The organism is Achromobacter anxifer, assembly GCF_903652925.1.
In the GTDB taxonomy this organism is placed as follows: Bacteria; Pseudomonadota; Gammaproteobacteria; order Burkholderiales; family Burkholderiaceae_B; genus Achromobacter; species Achromobacter anxifer.
The window spans coordinates 69,553-86,325 of the sequence record NZ_CAHLAR010000004.1; the positions used below are offsets into that span (position 1 = coordinate 69,553).

At 67.4% G+C, this 16,773-nt stretch carries 15 protein-coding genes; 10 read left to right on the plus strand and 5 right to left on the minus strand.

What is annotated here, in order from left to right:
- Positions 1-479 precede the first annotated feature (479 nt).
- From HWY37_RS13360 to HWY37_RS13395, 8 genes are all read left to right on the plus strand, one after another.
- A complete protein-coding gene (locus tag HWY37_RS13360; RefSeq protein ID WP_176088826.1) occupies positions 480-812 on the plus strand; it encodes a hypothetical protein in 333 nt (110 codons plus the stop codon).
- A gap of 343 nt (positions 813-1,155) precedes the next feature.
- Positions 1,156-1,836, plus strand: coding sequence for an RraA family protein (locus HWY37_RS13365; protein ID WP_176088827.1), 681 nt, complete (start codon positions 1,156-1,158; stop codon positions 1,834-1,836).
- Positions 1,833-3,104 carry an aminotransferase class I/II-fold pyridoxal phosphate-dependent enzyme gene (locus tag HWY37_RS13370; protein ID WP_246302289.1) on the plus strand — a complete coding sequence of 424 codons (1,272 nt, stop codon included), beginning with the start codon at positions 1,833-1,835 and terminating at the stop codon, positions 3,102-3,104. The genes HWY37_RS13365 and HWY37_RS13370 overlap by 4 nt, the downstream gene beginning before the upstream one ends.
- A 51-nt stretch (positions 3,105-3,155) precedes the next feature.
- The gene (locus tag HWY37_RS13375; protein WP_176088829.1) at positions 3,156-3,977 is read left to right on the plus strand and encodes an ABC transporter substrate-binding protein; all 822 of its coding nucleotides are present in this window, start codon (positions 3,156-3,158) and stop codon (positions 3,975-3,977) included.
- A gap of 120 nt (positions 3,978-4,097) precedes the next feature.
- Complete coding sequence (locus HWY37_RS13380) at positions 4,098-4,787, plus strand: amino acid ABC transporter permease (RefSeq protein ID WP_118934268.1); 690 nt, start codon at positions 4,098-4,100, stop codon at positions 4,785-4,787.
- Positions 4,780-5,469 (plus strand): amino acid ABC transporter permease, encoded by a 690-nt coding sequence (locus HWY37_RS13385; RefSeq protein WP_013394168.1) that lies wholly within the window; start codon positions 4,780-4,782, stop codon positions 5,467-5,469. Before HWY37_RS13380 ends, HWY37_RS13385 begins: the two co-directional genes overlap by 8 nt.
- Positions 5,470-5,480: 11 nt before the next feature.
- Entirely contained in the window at positions 5,481-6,215 is a 735-nt protein-coding gene (locus HWY37_RS13390) for an amino acid ABC transporter ATP-binding protein (protein ID WP_118934270.1), read from the plus strand.
- 45 nt (positions 6,216-6,260) lie between these two features.
- Positions 6,261-7,226: a LysR family transcriptional regulator gene (locus HWY37_RS13395; protein ID WP_246302290.1), complete on the plus strand. Its 966-nt coding sequence runs from the start codon at positions 6,261-6,263 to the stop codon at positions 7,224-7,226.
- Positions 7,227-7,263: 37 nt separating this feature from the next.
- Here the strand turns inward: HWY37_RS13395 and HWY37_RS13400 are convergent, their stop codons facing one another.
- Together HWY37_RS13400 and HWY37_RS13405 are read right to left on the minus strand one after the other, a co-directional pair.
- Positions 7,264-7,650, minus strand: coding sequence for an I78 family peptidase inhibitor (locus HWY37_RS13400; RefSeq protein WP_175208409.1), 387 nt, complete (start codon positions 7,648-7,650; stop codon positions 7,264-7,266).
- A 100-nt stretch (positions 7,651-7,750) separates the two neighbouring features.
- Positions 7,751-8,665 (minus strand): LysR family transcriptional regulator, encoded by a 915-nt coding sequence (locus HWY37_RS13405; protein ID WP_176088830.1) that lies wholly within the window; start codon positions 8,663-8,665, stop codon positions 7,751-7,753.
- Positions 8,666-8,766: 101 nt separating this feature from the next.
- On the opposite strand from HWY37_RS13405, the gene HWY37_RS13410 reads away from it, so the two are divergent.
- Complete coding sequence (locus HWY37_RS13410) at positions 8,767-10,050, plus strand: SGNH/GDSL hydrolase family protein (protein ID WP_176088831.1); 1,284 nt, start codon at positions 8,767-8,769, stop codon at positions 10,048-10,050.
- Positions 10,051-10,077: 27 nt separating this feature from the next.
- Here HWY37_RS13410 and HWY37_RS13415 read toward each other — a convergent pair whose 3' ends face one another.
- Genes HWY37_RS13415 through imuA form a run of 3 tightly spaced genes read right to left on the minus strand, consistent with a single transcriptional unit; the run spans position 10,078 to position 15,409 of the window.
- Complete coding sequence (locus HWY37_RS13415) at positions 10,078-13,299, minus strand: error-prone DNA polymerase (RefSeq protein ID WP_176088832.1); 3,222 nt, start codon at positions 13,297-13,299, stop codon at positions 10,078-10,080.
- 6 nt (positions 13,300-13,305) lie between these two features.
- Complete coding sequence (locus tag HWY37_RS13420) at positions 13,306-14,775, minus strand: Y-family DNA polymerase (protein ID WP_176088833.1); 1,470 nt, start codon at positions 14,773-14,775, stop codon at positions 13,306-13,308.
- Entirely contained in the window at positions 14,705-15,409 is a 705-nt protein-coding gene (gene imuA, locus HWY37_RS13425) for a translesion DNA synthesis-associated protein ImuA (protein ID WP_175211097.1), read from the minus strand. Before imuA ends, HWY37_RS13420 begins: the two co-directional genes overlap by 71 nt.
- Before the next feature lie 271 nt (positions 15,410-15,680).
- Here imuA and HWY37_RS13430 point away from each other — a divergent pair, with 271 nt between their 5' ends.
- Positions 15,681-16,733: a methyl-accepting chemotaxis protein gene (locus HWY37_RS13430; protein ID WP_175211099.1), complete on the plus strand. Its 1,053-nt coding sequence runs from the start codon at positions 15,681-15,683 to the stop codon at positions 16,731-16,733.
- Positions 16,734-16,773 lie beyond the last annotated feature (40 nt).

Sequence of the window (16,773 nt, forward strand, 5' to 3'; positions counted from 1 at the left end):
ATTTTTTAGCGTGTTCGGAAAACCACCGTTTGATGGACACATTCCGAGCTGCACGTAAGCCTGCAAGCGAATAACAAGAAGTTGACCATGAGTGGAAAGAAAGCCGAGCACTCGTTTTCAAACTGCGCGCCTGCCGTGCCTCCGCACCGCTCGGTTCCCCTGATGGGTAGTCGACCTTGAACTTGGGGCATAACCACGTGTGGTCGTGGCCTCCGTATGGCTACTTCCGACTCGTGAGCGGTCATAGCAAACCGTTTCCCCCCCATTGACCGCAATGGGTCGAAACCGGTCTCTCAATGTGTGAGACTCAGTATCTTCACACCGCAGCGGAATTGCCACTCTTGTGGCTCCCGCCCGCTGTCCATGCGGTAGACTCTTCGTCCGCTACCCCCATCGGTAGTCCGGTTTGGAAGCCGGAAAGCTATAGGCGGACAGTCGCAACGCATGCGACTTGACCCACCCCTATAGGAGGCAGCCCCATGCTGCACCACCCCCTAACTCAAGACCCCTGGTCCATCGACACCAATCTCGAATCCGGCCCAGTCTCCCTTTCCCATCTCCACCAAATAGACCGCGCCCGCTACGCCATCCAGACCATCGCCCGCATGGTCGGCAACAGCGCGTCCGAACCCGACGCAACCGGGTCGCCGCCGTTGGATGCCTGGTCGGTGGCTGCGTTAATGGGAGGAGTGGAGGGCCTTTGCGAGCACGTGGCTACTTTGACCGACGCCATGTTGGAACAAGCGCTGCATGGAGAGAGCGGCGCGAATGCTGATGACGCGATGCACGACGCGGTCGCGTTGATTCAATAGCGGCTAGGAAAGCGTGATGCGCCGGCGGTTGATCTAGGAGTTCCAAGGGAATGGTGTTCGCCTACAGTCTCGACGTCGAAGCTGACACCGACGCGCAGGCGGACACCACCTTCTTCCGTCGGGGCAGTGGCGTTAATGGAGACGCAGGGCGCCAACGGCAACGCCTAACCCCTCGGACCATGGACCCCAACCCTCATATCTACGAATAAGGGATAACCCTAATCACCAACATCCACGAATAAAATTCCTACATACCCGGGAATTTATATCGTTTTGAGGAACACCCCCTGGGGCCTTGTAATGCGTGTTCGCTTAACGCTGTCCACGCATTTACCCCAGACTTATGAATCCCATCGGATACCGCATTCTTCCCCGTACCGGCCCGGCCGTCGCTGCCGACGTGCTGGCCGGTTTCGCAGCCATCGGCTCGGCCCAGATCAGCGATTGCATGAACCGCCTGTACGGCGTCAGCGGGCTGCGTCCGCTGCATGCGTGCAACCAGCGCACGGTGGGCCTGGCGCTGACCGTCAAGACCCGGCCGGGTGACAACCTGATGATCCACAAGGCGATTTCGCTGGGTGGCGCGGGCGACGTGATCGTTGTCGATGGCGCGGGCGATACCAGCAACGCGCTGGTGGGCGAGCTGATGATGATGGATGCGCAGTCGCGCGGCATCGAGGGTTTTGTGATCGATGGCGCGGTGCGCGATCTGGATGTGTTTGCGCAGGGCGAGTTCGGTTGCTATGCGCGGGCCGTGTCGCACAAGGGGCCGTACAAGGATGGCCCGGGCGAGATCAATGTGCCGGTGTCGGTGGGTGGCCAGGTGGTCAATCCCGGCGACGTGGTGGTGGGTGATGCGGATGGCGTGGTGGTGATTCCCGCCGAGCATGCGGCGGCCGTGCTGGCTTTGGCGCAGAAGAAGGAGGCCGACGAGGCCGTGGCCAAGGAGAAGCTGCGCGCCGGCACCTACACCAAGCCCTGGCTGGAAAAGACCCTGGCCGAGAAGACGGGAGCCGCGAAATGAGCCAAAGCCCGAGCCAAACCGTGAACCAAACCCAAACCCCGAGCCAAACCCAAACCCCGCAACCCGCCAGCATCGTCGCCGACCGCATCAAACGCATCAAGCTGTCGCCCAGCGTCGCCGCGCGCGCCATCATCGCCGAACTGCGCGAACAAGGCCGCCGCATCATCGACCTGACGATCGGCGAGCCGGACTTCTCGACGCCGGAGCACATCCGCCTGGCAGCCACCGCTGCCATGAACCGCGGCGAGACCAAGTATCCGCCGGCCCAGGGCACGGTGCCGCTGCGCCGCGCCGCCGCCAAGCATTTGCTGGAGGCGACGGGCATCGATTATCCGGTGGGGCGCATCATCGTCAGCACGGGCGCCAAGCAGGTGATCTTCAATGGCCTGGCCGCCACGCTGAACGATGGCGACGAGGTGCTGATCCCGGCCCCGTTCTGGGTGTCGTACCCGGACATGGTGCTGGTCAACGGCGGCGTGCCGGTGGCGGTGGAGACGTCGCCGGCGACGGCTTATAAGGTCACGCCCCAGGCGCTGGAGCGCGCGATTACGCCGCGCACCAAGTGGCTGATGATGAACGCGCCCAGCAATCCGACCGGCTCGGTCTACACTGCGGACGAGCTGCGCGGCCTGGCCGAGGTGCTGAAGCGCCATCCGCACGTATGGCTGATGACGGACGATATTTACGCCCGCCTGAATTTCACGGACGAGCCGACGGTGCATCCGCTGCAGGTCGCTCCGGAACTGGCGGCGCGCACGCTGGTGGTCAATGGCGTGTCCAAGGCCTATGCCATGACGGGCTGGCGCATCGGTTACGGCGCCGGTCCTGACGAGCTGATCAAGGCGATGGCGATTTTGCAGTCGCAGAGCACGTCGGGCGCTTCGTCGGTGAGCCAGGCGGCGGCGCTGGAGGCCTTGTCGGGCCCGCAGGATTGCGTGGCCGAGTTTGCCCAGGTGTTCCGCCAGCGCCGCGATCTGGCGATTGCGGAATTGTCGGGCACGCCGGGCCTGGAGATCGTCGTGCCGCAGGGCGCGTTCTACGTGTTCCCGGACTGCTCGGGCCTGCTGGGCAAGAAGACGCCGGCGGGCGACGTGATCGCGACCGATACCGACCTGACGCACTACCTGCTGCGCGAAGCCGGCGTGGCCGTGATCGACGGCCATGCCTATGGCGCGCCGGGCACGTTCAGGTTGTCGTTCGCGGCCTCGATGGACGATATCAAGCAGGGCTGCTCGGGCATCCGGGAAGCTTGCGCCAAGCTGGCCTGAGGGCAGGGCGGGCATTCCGTACACCACACAATCACACAAGGGGAATCAAGCATGAAACGCCATACTCTTTTCGCCGCCTGCCTGGGCCTGGCCACGCTGGTCCTGGGCGCCTCGGCCCAGGCCGACCAGGTGGATGACATCAAGGCGCGCGGCGAGCTGATTTGCGGCACGCTGGGCACGTCGCAGCCGTTCAGCTTCCAGGACGCGGCGACGCGCCAGCTGGTGGGCTACGACGTGGACGTCTGCAAGCTGGTTGCGGACAAGCTGGGCGTGAAGATCAGCTACAAGCTGCTGTCGGTGGCGGCGCGGGTGCCGGAGCTGAACGAAGGGCGGGTCGACATCCTGGCGGCCAACCTGGGTTATTCGCCCGACCGTGCGCAGCAGATCGCTTTCAGCCACGCCTACTACGTCAGCCCGCAGAAGCTGCTGGTGCGCAAGGATTCGGGCCTGGAGACGGTGGAAGCGCTGAACGGCCGCCGCATCGGCGCGACCAAGGGTTCCAGCTCGGAACGCGAGATCAAGCGCATCCTGGACAAGTCGCAGGTGATTGGCTATGGCGACAGCTCGGCCACGTATCTGGCCCTGCAGCAGAAGAAGGTGGACGCGCAGTTCGCTTCCGAATTGGTGCTGGTGCGCCTGGTGCTGCAAAGCCCGCCCACGGCGCCCGTCAGCGTGATCGCCAAGTCGGTGTTCGACGAGCCCTGGGGCCTGGGCGTGCGCAAGACGGAACCGCGTTTCCTGGAAACGGTGAACCAGGCGCTGGACGAGGCCGAGGCCTCGGGCGTGGCCGCCAAGCTGTTCGACAAGTGGTTTGGTCCGGAGACGCCGTACAAGCTGGAACGCGGCTTCAAGATCGGCCCGATCGCGGGCTGAGCCGGGTCCGGAAGTACCACCGCGAGTCCCTCGTCACGGGTTCCGGCGCCGCATCCAGCGGGCGGCCGGAACCCGTGGCGTTTGGCCTGGGCCTCGCGATAGCAGGAGATTGATTGTTTTATGAGCCTACTTGACGCTTCCCAATACCAGCTGCTGCTGAGCGGCATGGCGGTGACCGTGCAGCTGTTCCTGGTTGCCTGGGTCATGGCCTTTGCCATCGCGGTGACGCTGGTGGTGGTGCGCGCGACCAATCTGGCGCCTTGCCGCTGGCTGGTCGACGCCTATGTGGAATACCACCGCAACGTGCCGCTGCTGGTGCAGGTGCTGTTCTGGTATTTCGGCATGCCCGAGCTGCTGCCGGAAGGTTTCCGCATGTGGCTGTACCAGCACAACGCCGAGATGTCGCTGGCGGCGATCGCGCTGGCGCTGGGGTCGGCCGCGTATATCGCCGAGGACATCCGCAGCGGTTTGCGCGCCATTCCCTTCACGCAGTTCGAGGCCGCCCGGGCGCTGGGCGCGAGTTATCTGCAATGCATGCGTTTCGTGATCGTGCCGCAGGCGGTGCGGATTTCGATTCCGCCGCTGGTGGGGCGCGCGCTGCTGCTGTTCAAGAACACCAGCGTGGCCATGGCCATCGGCGTGATGGAGCTGACCTACCAGGCGCGCGAGATCGAGAACGAAACCTACCGCACCTTCGCCACCTTCGGCGCGGCCACGATCATGTACCTGCTGGGATCGTTCCTCATCATGCTGATCGGATCGCGCGTCTATGACCGCTATCGTCTGAACCGGGGAGGCCACGGTGCTTGATCTCCTGTCTCAATACTGGCCCACGCTGCTGGTCGGCCAATACCCCAACGGGCCGCTGGGCGGCCTGGCGCTGACGCTGATCCTGGCCGCCTGCGGCCTGGCCTTGTCGCTGCCGCTGGCGCTGTTGATCGCGCTGGCCCGGGTCAGCCCCTACGGCTGGCTGCGCACGGCCAGCAAGGCGCTGGTCAACGTGGTGCGCGGCATGCCGCTGCTGATGCTGATCTTCTGGGCGTACTTCGTGGTGCCCAAGCTGACCGGGCAGGTGATCAGCGGCTTCTGGACGCTGATCTTCGCGCTGGTGGTTTATGAAAGCGCCTATCTGTCGGAAGTGATTCGCTCGGGCATCGAGGCGGTGCCGCGCGGCCAGATCGAGGCCTCGCGCTCGCTGGGCGTGGGCTACTGGACCACGATGCGCCGGGTGGTGCTGCCGCAGGCGCTGTTCAATGTGCTGCCCAGCATGACCAGCCAGTTCGTCTCCACCATCAAGGAGACGTCGCTGGGCTATGTCATCAGCGTCAACGAGCTGACTTTCGCGGCCAACCAGGTCAACAACCTGGTGCTGACCAAGCCGCTGCAGGTCTTCGGCATCCTGGCCATCATTTATTTCCTGGTGTGCTTCAGTCTGAGCCGCGGGCTGAGCTGGCTGGACCTGCGTATCCGCCGCTCGCGCGCCATGGCTTGAAGGAACAAAACATGATCAATCTTGAAAAAGTGAACAAGTGGTATGGCGCGCATCACGTGCTGAAGGACGTGGATCTTTCGGTGGCGCGCGGCGAGGTGCTGGTGGTGTGCGGCCCGTCGGGCTCGGGCAAGTCGACCATGATCCGCACCATCAACCGGCTGGAGCCGATCGAGAAGGGGCGCATCCTGATCGACGGCAAGGACATCTACGCCAAGGGTTCGGACCTGAACGCGCTGCGCCAGCAGATCGGTTTCGTGTTCCAGCAGTTCAATCTGTTCCCGCACATGAGCGTGCTGGAAAACGTGATCTTTGCACCCGTCAGCATCCGCAAGCAGCCGCGCAAGGCGGCCGTCGAATTGGCGCGCGGCCTGCTGGCTCGGGTGGGCCTGGAGCACAAGATCGACGCCTATCCGGGTTCGCTGTCGGGCGGCCAGCAGCAGCGCGTGGCGATCGCCCGGGCGCTGGCCTTGCAGCCGCCGGTGATGCTGTTCGACGAACCGACCAGCGCGCTTGACCCAGAGATGGTGGGCGAGGTGCTGCAGGTGATGAAGGGCCTGGCCAAGGACGGCATGACCATGGTGTGCGTGACCCACGAAATGGGCTTCGCGCGCGACGTGTGCGACCGGGTGGTCTTCATGGACGCGGGCGAGATCCTGGAGATGGACACGCCCGAGCGCTTCTTCAGCGCGCCCTCGCATCCGCGGGCGCAGCGTTTCCTGGCCGACATCCTGCATCCGCGCGGCTGAGGCCGGGGCGGCGGGCGTTGCCATGATGGTAAGGTGAGGGTTTCCATGCGTTTCGCATCGACCGCCGCGATGTACACCCTCAAACAGCTAGAGGCTTTCTACTGGAGTTCCCAGCTGGGCAGCTTCAGCGCGTCTTCCCGCAAATTGCACACCACCCAGTCGGCGGTCGCCAAACGGGTGGGCGAACTGGAAGCCTTTGCCGGCGCGCCGCTGTTCGAGCGCCGCGCCAAGAAGCTGATCATGACCGCGCAGGGCCGCAAGCTGTACGAGCTGGCGCGCGAGATGCTGGACCTGAACAGCCGCATCGTGCAGAACATGGCCGATCCGGCCAGCTTCGAGGGCGTGGTGCGGCTGGGCGTGACGGAACTGGTGGGCATGACCTGGCTGGCGCGGCTGATCAGCCAGATCAGCCTGCGCTATCCGCGCGTGCAGCTGATGCCGGAGATCGACGGCGGCATCACGCTGTACGAAAGACTGGAGCACGACGAGCTGGACCTGGCCATCATGCCCGGTCCGTTTTGGGGCTACCAATACGATTGCGTGCATCTGGGCGCGGTCACCAACGTCTGGATGGCCAGCCCGGCGCTGGACATCGATTTTTCCGCGAAGCTGACGCCGCAGGACCTGGCGCCGTATCCGGTGATTTCGCAGCCCACCAATTCGGCTTTGTCGCATCTGTACGATGCCTGGTTCGCGGAACAGGGCCTGCCGGTCAAGCGCGTGCTGACCTGCAATAGCCTGGGGATGATGGCGCAGCTGACGATGCTGGGCCTGGGTATCAGCTATCTGCCGGGCGCGTATTTCGCGCCGCTGGTGGAGCGCGGGGCGTTGTGCCAATTGAACGTGCAGCCCGATTTGCCCACGATCAATTACTACGCGGTGCACAAGAAGAACATCGTCAACCCGGTGGTGGCCCGGGTGATCGATATTGCGCGCGAGGAATGCGCTTTCGAGGTGGCGGGGGCATTCCTGCCCCATGTGCCGCCGGCGGTCAGGCCGCCGCAGGCGTAGCGCGGGGCCGGCGTCGCGCCGGCCGCGCTGATGGTCATCAGCCGCAGCGGATCGCGGTCATGACGTCCTTGTCGTCCAGGATCAGGTTCAGGCGGGTGGCGTTGTATTCCATGGTGACCAGCTGGCCGGGGCGCAGCATGCGGGCGGTTTCGCTGCCGCTGCGGGTGCGCAGGTCTTCCATCACGGAAGCGGTGGCTTTCTGGCCGATCTGGGATTGCAGCGACGAGGCGTCGCAGGTCTTGCCGCCGCCCATGGACGAGGAGCCATAGGACGAGCCGCCGTACGAGCTGGTTCCGGCATCGGCGGAGGACGAGGTGCCGGAGGAGCTGGAGGCCGCTGGCGTGCTGGACGAGCGCGGGGCGCCGGTATTGGCGCAGGCGGTCAGGCTGGCGACCAGCAGGAAAGGGATCAGCTTTCGGATCATGTAACGCTCCTTACAACAACACGTCTGAAAAAAGCCATGATAGACCAGCGGCGGCGCGCTGTGACCTGGGTTGCGGGGTGACGGGGACGGACAGGGCGGCTCAGGGTTTGCCGGGCGGCTGCATGCCGGGCAGGCGCGCCAGCCGGTCATTCAGGAAATCGATCAGCAGGCGGGCCCGCAGCGACTGGTAGCGGCGCGACGGGTAGATGAGGAAAGCCTCTTGCGGTGTGGCGGCCCATTTGGGCAGCACGCGCAGCAGTTCGCCGCTGGCGATCAGGTCCTGTACCAGCCAGGCCGGGCACAGCCCGATGCCGGCGCCCATGGCCAGGCTTTCGCGGATGGCCAGGGCGTTGTTGACGCGGAAGCGCCCCTGGGTCTGGACCGTGGCGACGGTGGCGCCCTGGTGCAGTTCCAGCGTGTCGCCGGCAGCCAGCCAGGCGAAGCGCACGTACTCGTGTTCGGCCAGATCGCGCGGCGCGCGGGGCTTGCCGCGCTGCGCCAGGTAGGAGGGGGCGGCGACCAGGTGGCGCGGCGAGATGGCCGCCTTGCGTGCGATGGCGTTGGGCGGCAGGTTGCCGCCCAGGCGCAGCGCCACGTCCACGCCTTCTTCCACCAGGTCCACGAACCGGTCGTTCAGGATCAGTTCGACCTGGATGTCGGGATACTCGTCCAGGAACTCGCGGACCAGGGCGTTCAGCCGGAACTGGCCCAGCGCCACGGGCGCGTTGATGCGCAGGAAGCCGGCGGGCTTTTCGGTCTGGCCGCGGGCGTCGGCGACGGCCTCCGAGTATTCCTCCAGCACCCGGGTGGCGCGCTCGTAGAAGCGCTTGCCTTGTTCAGTGGGCACGACACGCGTGGTGCTGCGTTCCAGCAGCCGCACGTTCAGGTCTTTTTCCAGCGCGGCGACGATCTTGCTCAGGGCCGGCTGGCTCAGGGCCTGTTCGCGCGCGACGGCCGACAGGGTGCCCAGTTCCACGGCGCGGACGAAGGCCCGCATGGCGCGCAGGGTGTCCATGGTCATTCCTATTTGGAAGAAGTGGTATGCAGTTTAGGGTTCTACCGGCAGATTTGGGAAGAACCTATCGTGACGTCACTTTCCCTTTTTCTGGAGTCGTCATGAATCGCTTCAATCCCTTTTCCCTGGTTTCGACTGCCGTTTTGGCCGCAGGCCTTGCGGCGCTGGCCCCGTCCGCGGCGGCCGCGCAGCCCGCTCTTCTGGCCGAGGCTGCGCGGTCGAACTGGGTCAGCTCCTGGTTCGCCAGCCCGCAACCCTTGTGGGAGGATGCATTCGTGTTGCCCACGGAGATGCCGGCCGAATTGCGCGGCCAGACCCTGCGCCAGACGCTGATGCTGAGCCTGGGCGGACCGCGCTTGCGGGTGGTGCTGTCCAACCGTTATGGCACGCAGCCGCTGGAAATCGGCGCGGCCAGCGTGGCGCTGGCCGCGGGGGGCTCGAAGATCCACCCGGAGTCCAGCCGCGGGCTGGCCTTTGGCGGGCGGCCGGGCGTGACGGTGGCGCCGGGCGCGCAGGCGGTCAGCGATCCGGTAGAGCTGCCTGTATCAGTGCTGGCCGAGCTGGCTGTCAGCCTCTACTTCCCCCAGGCGACGCCGGTGACGACCTTCCATTGGGGCGCGCAGCAGAGCGGGGCTTTGGCCCGGGGCGATGCCACGGTGGCGGCGGAGCTGCCCGGCGCACAGGCGCTGCAAGGCCGCGCCTTCCTGGCAGGGATCTGGGTCGAAAGCCCGTCGCGCGCGCCGGTGGTGGTGGCGTTTGGCGATTCCCTGACGGACGGCAATGGTTCCACGCCAGGGGCCAACCGCCGTTGGCCGGACTACCTGGCCCGCCGCCTGGCGCCGCAGGGCATAGGCGTGGCGAACGCCGGCATTTCTGGGGCGCGCGTGTGGGGCGACAAGATGGGCGTGAACGCGATGGCCCGCTTTGACGCCGACGTGCTGTCGCAGCCGGGGGTGCGTACTGTGGTGATGATGATGGGCATCAATGACATCGGCTGGCCGGACAGCGGCTTCGCGCCGGACGATGCGCCCATGACGGCGGCCAGATTGAGCGAGGGCTACCGGCAGCTGGCGGAGGCCGCGCGCCTGCGCGGCGTGCGCATCGTGGGCGGCACCATTGCGCCGTACGAAGGGTCGCTGCATGGCACGCCGCTGTCGGGCCACTACAACCCGGCGAAGGACGCGGTGCGGCTGGAGGTGAACCGCTGGATCCGCGAAAGCGGCGTGTTCGACGCGGTGGCGGATTTTGACGCGGTGCTGCGCGATCCCGCGCATCCGGCGCGGCTGCTGCCCGCGTATGACTCGGGCGACAACCTGCATCCCAACGATGCTGGCTACCAGGCCATGGCGCAGGCGCTGGACATGGCCACGCTGTTCGGCGATTGAGCGGTGATTGTGCAGCGAGCGGGACGGTCAGTGGAAATTGCGGCTCTGGGTGTTCAAGTCGCCCAGCAGTTCGGACAGGTCCACCAGCCGCTGCGCGATCAGGTGGCGCACGCCGTCCACGCTTTGCCAGGAACCATAGACGCCCAGCAGCGAGGCCCCCAGCAATTCGCGGCGCTGGCGTTCTATGAGTTCCGTGCGCACGACCACGTTGACGGGGCCGGTCTCGTCTTCCAGCGTGACGAAGATCACCCCCTTGGCGGTCTGCGGGCGCTGGCGCACGGTGACGATGCCGCAGGCGCGCGCCACGCGCTTGTCGGGGTAGCCGTTCAGCACCGAGGCGGGCTGGAAGTTGCGCGCCGCGAGCTGGGGGCGCAGCAGCGCCACGGGATGGCTGCGCAGCGTCAGGCCCACGCTGCGGTAATCCGCCGCCACGGCCTGGCCCTCGGTCGGGGCGGACAGTTGCGGCGCCTGGGTTTCCTGGATGGCGGCGTCGCGCAGCAGGTCGCGGCTCTGCACGCTGGCGGCGGCTTCCCAGCTGGCCTGGCGACGATGGCCGGCCAGGGTGCGCAGGGCGTCGCCTGCGGCCAGCGCATTCAGGTCATGGCGGCTGAGCGCGGCGCGGCGGGCCAGGTCGCCGGTGTCGGCAAAGGGCGCGGCGGCGCGCGCGTCCTCGATGCGGCGGGCGGCGTCCTCGCGCATGCCCTGGATCAGGCTCAGTCCCAGCCTGACGGCGGGCCGGGGGCCGTCGGTGGCGGGCGCGTGCGGATGCGCGGTCCGACGGGCGCCAGGATGGCCCTCGGGCAGGGTTTCCAGCGCCGAGTCCCAGCCGCTGACCGTGACGTCGGGCGGCAGCGCGCAGACGCCGTGGCGGCGGGCGTCCTGCACCAGCTGGGCCGGGGCATAGAAGCCCATGGGCTGGGAATTGAGCAGGGCGGCCAGGAAGGCTTCGGGCTCGTGCCGCTTGAGCCATGAGCTGGCGTAGGCCAGCAGCGCGAAGCTGGCGGCGTGGCTTTCCGGGAAGCCGTATTCGCCGAAGCCTTCGATCTGCCGGAACAGCGCCTCGGCAAAGTCCAGCTTGTAGCCGTGGGCCAGCAGGCCGCCGACCAGCTTGGTCCGGTACTTGTCCACGCCGCCCTTGCGCTTCCAGGCCGCCATGGAACGGCGCAACTGGTCGGACTCGCCGGGCGTGAAGCCGGCGGCCACCACCGCGATCTGCATGACCTGTTCCTGGAAGATGGGCACGCCCATGGTGCGGCTGAGCACGCCGCGCACTTTTTCGCTGGGATAGGTCTCGGGCTCCTTGCCCTGGCGCCGGCGCAGGTAAGGATGGACCATGCCGCCCTGGATCGGCCCGGGCCGCACGATGGCCACCTGCACCACCAGGTCGTAGTATTCGCGCGGGCGCAGCCGCGGCAGCATGGTCATCTGGGCGCGGGATTCGATCTGGAACACGCCTATGGTGTCGGCGTCGCAGATCATGTCGTAGGTGGGCGTGTCGTCGGGCGGGATGTCCTGCAGCCGCAGCGGCGCGCCGCGGCGCTGGCCGGCCAGCTCCAGCGTGCGACGCAGCGCCGACAGCATGCCCAGCGCCAGCACATCCACTTTCAGCAGGCCCAGCGCGTCCAGGTCGTCCTTGTCCCACTGCACGACGCTGCGGTCCGCCATGGCGGCGTTTTCGATGGGCACCAGGCGCGACAGCTTGCCGCGCGAAATCACGAAGCCGCCGGGATGCTGCGACAGGTGGCGCGGAAAGCCCATCAGGGTCTGGGCCAGCGCCGCCCACTGGCGCGCCACCTGCGATTCCGGGTCCAGTCCGCAGGCGCCCAGCGTGCGCAGCATTTCCTTCTTGCCGTCCCACCATTGGTGGGCGCGCGCCACCGCGTCGATGACGCCGGGGTCCACGCCCAGCGCGCTACCGGTATCGCGTAGCACGCTGCGCGGCCGGTAGGAAATGACCACGGCGGTCAGCGCGGCGCGGTCCCGGCCGTATTTGTTGTAGATGTACTGGATGACTTCTTCGCGGCGCTGGTGCTCGAAGTCCACGTCGATGTCGGGCGGCTCGTTGCGTTCCTTGCTGATGAAGCGCTCGAACAGGTTGTTGCCGCGCACCGGGTCGACCTCGGTGATGCCCAGGCAGTAGCAGACTGCGGAGTTGGCGGCGGAGCCGCGGCCCTGGCACAGGATGCCTGCGCCTCGGGCGTACTGGACGATGTCGTAGACCGTGAGGAAATAGGCTTCGTAGTGCAGGTCGGTGATCAGATCCAGTTCTTTTTCGATCTGCGCGGCCACGCTGTCCGGCGTGCCGGCGGGGAAGCGGCGCGTGGAGCCGGCCAGGGTTTCCTGGCGCAGATAGGTCGCGGGCGTGTGGCCGCGCGGAATGATCTCGTCGGGGTATTCGTAGCGCAATTCGTCCAGCGAGAAGGCGCAGCGGCGCGCCACCGCCAGGGTCTGGGCCAGCGCTTCCGGAGGATAGAGATTGGCCAGCCGCATGCGCGTGCGCAGGTGCTGTTCGGCATTGCCGGAAAGTTCGTAGCCGCACTGCGACACGGGCTGGCGGGTGCGGATGCCGGTCAGCGTGTCGTGCAGCGGCTTGCGCGAACGCAGGTGCATCTGCACCTGGCCCAGCGCCACGATGGGCAGGTCCGCGGCCTGCGCGGCATGTTCGACCGCGGCGCGGTGCAGGTCGTCGCGCGAGCGGTGCAGCAGGGTCAGCCCGACCCAGGCGCGGCGGGGAAAGACGCGCGCCAGCCAGCGCGCCTGCTCGGCCATGCGGTCGGCGTCGGTGCCGTAGGCGGGGCTCAGGATGGCCAGGCATTCGGGCAGGTGGCGCAGATGGGCATGGCCCGCGGGCGGGTGGACGAGGTCGTCGGGCGCCAACTGGTATTCGCCCTTGGGCGCGCGGGTGCGCGCCAGGGTGATCAGTTCCGACAGGTTGCCGTAGCCTTCGCGCGTCTGCGCCAGCAGGGTCAGGCCCAGCGGCGCGGCATCGGGCGCGGCACGCAGCTGGAAGGTGGCGCCGATGATGAGCGGCAGCTTGCGGGCCTTGGCTTCGACGTGGGCGCGGACCACGCCCGCCAGCGAGCATTCGTCGGTGATGGCAAGCGCCGCGTAGCCCAGTTCGGCGGCGCGCTCGACCAGTTCCTCCGGGTGCGAGGCGCCCTGCAGGAAAGAGAAATTGGACTGGCATTGCAGCTCGGCGTAGCCGGGCAGCTGCGCCAGGAGGCCGGGGGTATCGTCGTCCATGCGCATGCGGCCTCAGGCGTAGAGCCCATGCAGGAACCAGCGGGCGTGCTCGTCGTCGCGCTCGCGGTAGATCCAGTAGCGCGCGGCCGCCGCGTCCTCGGCGACGAAGTAGTCGCGCACGGTCAGGGCCGGGTCCCACCAGCCGCTTTCGATGCGCTCGGGGCCGCGCATCAGCCGCAGCGCCTGGCCGCCGTACTGCGGCCGGTGGCCGGACAGCTTCAAGGGCTGCGGCGGGTCCAGCAGCCAGAAGGGCCGGTCCAGCAGGGCGGGCAGGGGCGCGGGGCGCTGCGGCGGGGAGAGCGCGTCGCCCCAGGCGTTGGCGGCCTCGGGGCGGTGGTCGGGCACCGGATGGGCATGGCGCACCTGGTCGCGGCCCAGCCGCGCCACCAGCAGGTCCAGCAGCCGCGCATGGTCGGCGGGCGTGCCACCGGGCTCGGGGAACAGGGTGGTGCTGGCGGCGGGCTGCTCGACCGTGTCGGGCGCCAGCAGCGCCACGGCGATCACGGGCGCGTCCAGGGTGTAGCGGGACAGCTTTTCGCGCAGCAGGTTGAGGATCTGCGGCGCCTGCCAGACCGGCTGGGCCAGGGCCAGCTCCAGTTCGGCGGGCGGCCGGGCATGGCGGCCGCGTTCGTGTTCCATGCTGAGCACCACGCGGCGCACCGCCAGTTGCCGGGCGGTCAGCCAGCCGCCCAGCTGTTCGGCCAGGCGGCGCGCCACCGCCAGCACCGCGTCGGTGTGCTCGACGTAGTCGGTGAGCTCGATGCGGCGCGAGAACTGGTGCGGCGGTTCGATCCAGCGGTGCAGTTCGGGCGCCAGCCCATAGGCGGCGTCCAGGGCCTGCAGCAGCTCGGGCGCGCTGCGCCGTTGCAGGCCGGCGCGCGGCAGGGCGCGCAGGTCCGCCAGGGTATGGCAGCCGATGTCGTCGAGCCAGTCGCGGCGGGCCTGCGCCTGCGGCAGCAGGGCCAGCGGCAGGGCGTCCAGCCGCCGGGTCAGGGTGGGCAGCCTCAGGGTGCGCCGGGGCGCGCGCCGGCTGGGGTTGCGCGCCAGCAGCCAGGCGCCGGCGGCGGTCGGCGCCATGCCTAGCGAGACGCGCAGGTCCAGGGCGCGCAGCGTGGCGGCTACCCGCCGGTGCAGGGCCTTGGGGCCGCCGAAGAACATCAGGCTGGCGCCCACGCTCAGGAGCAGGGTGTCGCCGTCGGCCAGGGCGACTTCGGGCGTGTATTGCAGCAGGGCCAGGGCGGCGCCCTGCAAGGTTTCGGCCTCGGTCAGCGGATCGCGGGGCAGCAGTTCGACTTCCGGGGCGATGGCGGCCGCGCCCGCGCGGCGCATGCCGGGCTTCACGCCGGCGCGGCGGGCGGCGGGCGTCAGGGCGGCGACGCGTTCCTGTTCCAGGACCGCGAACGCCTGCCCCTCAAGCGGCCAGTGCGGGCGCAGTGCGTCCAGCGGCAGGCAGCGCAGGAAGGCGGCGATCCAGAGGCGCATGGCGGGGAGAAACAGGGGATGTGGCGCCGGATTCCAGGCCCACGTACAGCGGCGTGTCGCAGGCGGGCCCGCGGCGCTTCAGGATGTGGACGGACAGGCCGCCCGCGGCCGGCGCCAGCGCCAGCCGCAAGGGCGCGGGCGTGGCGTTCTGCGCCGCGCTGCTGGGGCGCACGGCGATGAACAGCAGGTCGCTGGCCTGGGCGGCCAGATGCAGGCGGCGCAGGGATTCGGGGCGCACGTGGGGCAGCCAGCAGACCAGGGCGCCGCAGCTGCCGTTCTTCAGGATCTGTTCGGCGGCCCACAGCGCGTCCACGGGCTTTTGCGGCGCCACCCAGAGCAATTGGCGGGGATCCAGCCGCCAGCTCATCCAGCTGGCGATATGGGGCGTGTGCGGAGGCTGCACCAGCGCAATGGCGCGGCGCGTCTCCAGCTGGGCCAGCGCCGGGCGCAACAGGCGGATTTCGCCTATGCCGGGGTGCGGGACCAGCAGTTCGGTCAGCGAACCCAGCGGCCAGCCGCCGTCCGGCAGCTCGGCCGAAAGCGCGGCATGCCCGGTGGGCAGGGTGCGGGCGGCGCCTTGAGCCAACTGGGTGGCGCGCCACAACGCGGGATGGATACGTTCTGGGGACTGCATGGGGTCGATTCCTGGATGACAGGAGCCGGGGAGTGGCCGATGCGTCATTATAGCTGTATGTATATACAGTATATACCGGGCCTTCGATTGCCTTGGCGTCTTTGAATGTGCACGCGCCATGCACTGGCTTGGTGCGTCGCGCCGAACCGTCTGGAGTCCCCTCAAGCAAGGCGGCGTATTTCGCTGGCCCGCTGCTTGGCATGGTTTCTGCTTGTGAACAAATGTCACTGCTTTTTCACGAGACAACGGTTTCTACGGAGGATTACCGCAAATGGCCCATCAACCAGAAAAAATCGTCGAACTCTCGCGTCGAGTCGAACGGATATCGAACGAGAAGATCAAGAGCATTGTCGATATCAATCAACAGGCCAAGTACTTGTCCCTGAACGCGCGTATCGAGGCCGCGCGTTCAGGCGAGGCGGGGCGGGGCTTTGCCGTGGTCGCCAATCAAGTGCAATCCGTGTCCGAACAGATCACCGGCATTGCTGACTCGCTGAAGGAGGAACTGGCGGGTTCGATTGCAGACCTGATCCGCATCGGTGAAAGTACTTTGCGTGAGATCCGGGGCCACGAGGGCCGCCGTCTGGGAGACCTGGCCTTGAACATGATCGAAACGATGGATCGCAACTTGTACGAGCGGTCATGCGATGTGCGCTGGTGGGCAACGGATTCCTCGGTGGTGGCCGCCCTGCAGCGGGAGTCTCCGGAAACCGCAAGCCATGCCAGCCAACGCCTGGGCGTGATCCTGGACAGCTACACGGTCTACCTGGACCTGTGGGTGGCCGACGCCCGGGGCCGGATCGTGGCCAACGGCCGGCCGGATCTGTATCCGCAGGCGCGCGGCGCCAGCGTGGCGCATGCCGAATGGTTCCGGCGCGGGATGGCCACGGCGGACGGCGCCGGCTATGTGGCCATGGACGTCGAGCGCGAACGCCTGCTGGGCGACGCCCATGTGGCGACCTATGCGACCGCCATCCGCCAGAACGCGGATAAGCACGGCAAGCCCCTGGGGGTTCTAGGCGTCTTCTTTGACTGGGCGCGGCAGGCCGACAGCATCGTGCAGTCAGTGGGCCTGTCGGAGGAAGAATGGACCCGCAGCCGTTGCCTGCTGGTGGACGGCAATCTGCGGGTCATCGCGGCGTCCGACGCCAGGGCTACCTTGAACGAGCGCTACATCCTGCGCAGCGGCGAGAATGCGCGCGGCTACTATGAAAACGCCGACCGCAGCCTGGTCGGCTATTCCGTGACGCCAGGCTACGAAACCTATGCGGGCCTGGGTTGGCATGGCGTCATCATCCAACAGCCGCGGCCCTTTTTCGAGTAAAGCGGAAAGAATGGGCCCGCTGCTGTTTTTGCGCAGAGCG

Excerpts from the sequence above, each read along its gene's own strand:
- HWY37_RS13360 (WP_176088826.1), top strand. The coding sequence starts at position 480 with ATGCTGCACCACCCCCTAACTCAAGACCCCTGGTCCATCGACACCAAT.
- HWY37_RS13365 (WP_176088827.1), top strand. The coding sequence starts at position 1,156 with ATGAATCCCATCGGATACCGCATTCTTCCCCGTACCGGCCCGGCCGTC.
- HWY37_RS13370 (WP_246302289.1), top strand. The coding sequence starts at position 1,833 with ATGAGCCAAAGCCCGAGCCAAACCGTGAACCAAACCCAAACCCCGAGC.
- HWY37_RS13375 (WP_176088829.1), top strand. The coding sequence starts at position 3,156 with ATGAAACGCCATACTCTTTTCGCCGCCTGCCTGGGCCTGGCCACGCTG.
- HWY37_RS13380 (WP_118934268.1), top strand. The coding sequence starts at position 4,098 with ATGAGCCTACTTGACGCTTCCCAATACCAGCTGCTGCTGAGCGGCATG.
- HWY37_RS13390 (WP_118934270.1), top strand. The coding sequence starts at position 5,481 with ATGATCAATCTTGAAAAAGTGAACAAGTGGTATGGCGCGCATCACGTG.
- HWY37_RS13395 (WP_246302290.1), top strand. The coding sequence starts at position 6,261 with ATGCGTTTCGCATCGACCGCCGCGATGTACACCCTCAAACAGCTAGAG.
- HWY37_RS13400 (WP_175208409.1), bottom strand. The coding sequence starts at position 7,650 with ATGATCCGAAAGCTGATCCCTTTCCTGCTGGTCGCCAGCCTGACCGCC.
- HWY37_RS13405 (WP_176088830.1), bottom strand. The coding sequence starts at position 8,665 with ATGGACACCCTGCGCGCCATGCGGGCCTTCGTCCGCGCCGTGGAACTG.
- HWY37_RS13410 (WP_176088831.1), top strand. The coding sequence starts at position 8,767 with ATGAATCGCTTCAATCCCTTTTCCCTGGTTTCGACTGCCGTTTTGGCC.
- HWY37_RS13415 (WP_176088832.1), bottom strand. The coding sequence starts at position 13,299 with ATGCGCATGGACGACGATACCCCCGGCCTCCTGGCGCAGCTGCCCGGC.
- HWY37_RS13420 (WP_176088833.1), bottom strand. The coding sequence starts at position 14,775 with ATGCGCCTCTGGATCGCCGCCTTCCTGCGCTGCCTGCCGCTGGACGCA.
- imuA (WP_175211097.1), bottom strand. The coding sequence starts at position 15,409 with ATGCAGTCCCCAGAACGTATCCATCCCGCGTTGTGGCGCGCCACCCAG.
- HWY37_RS13430 (WP_175211099.1), top strand. The coding sequence starts at position 15,681 with ATGGCCCATCAACCAGAAAAAATCGTCGAACTCTCGCGTCGAGTCGAA.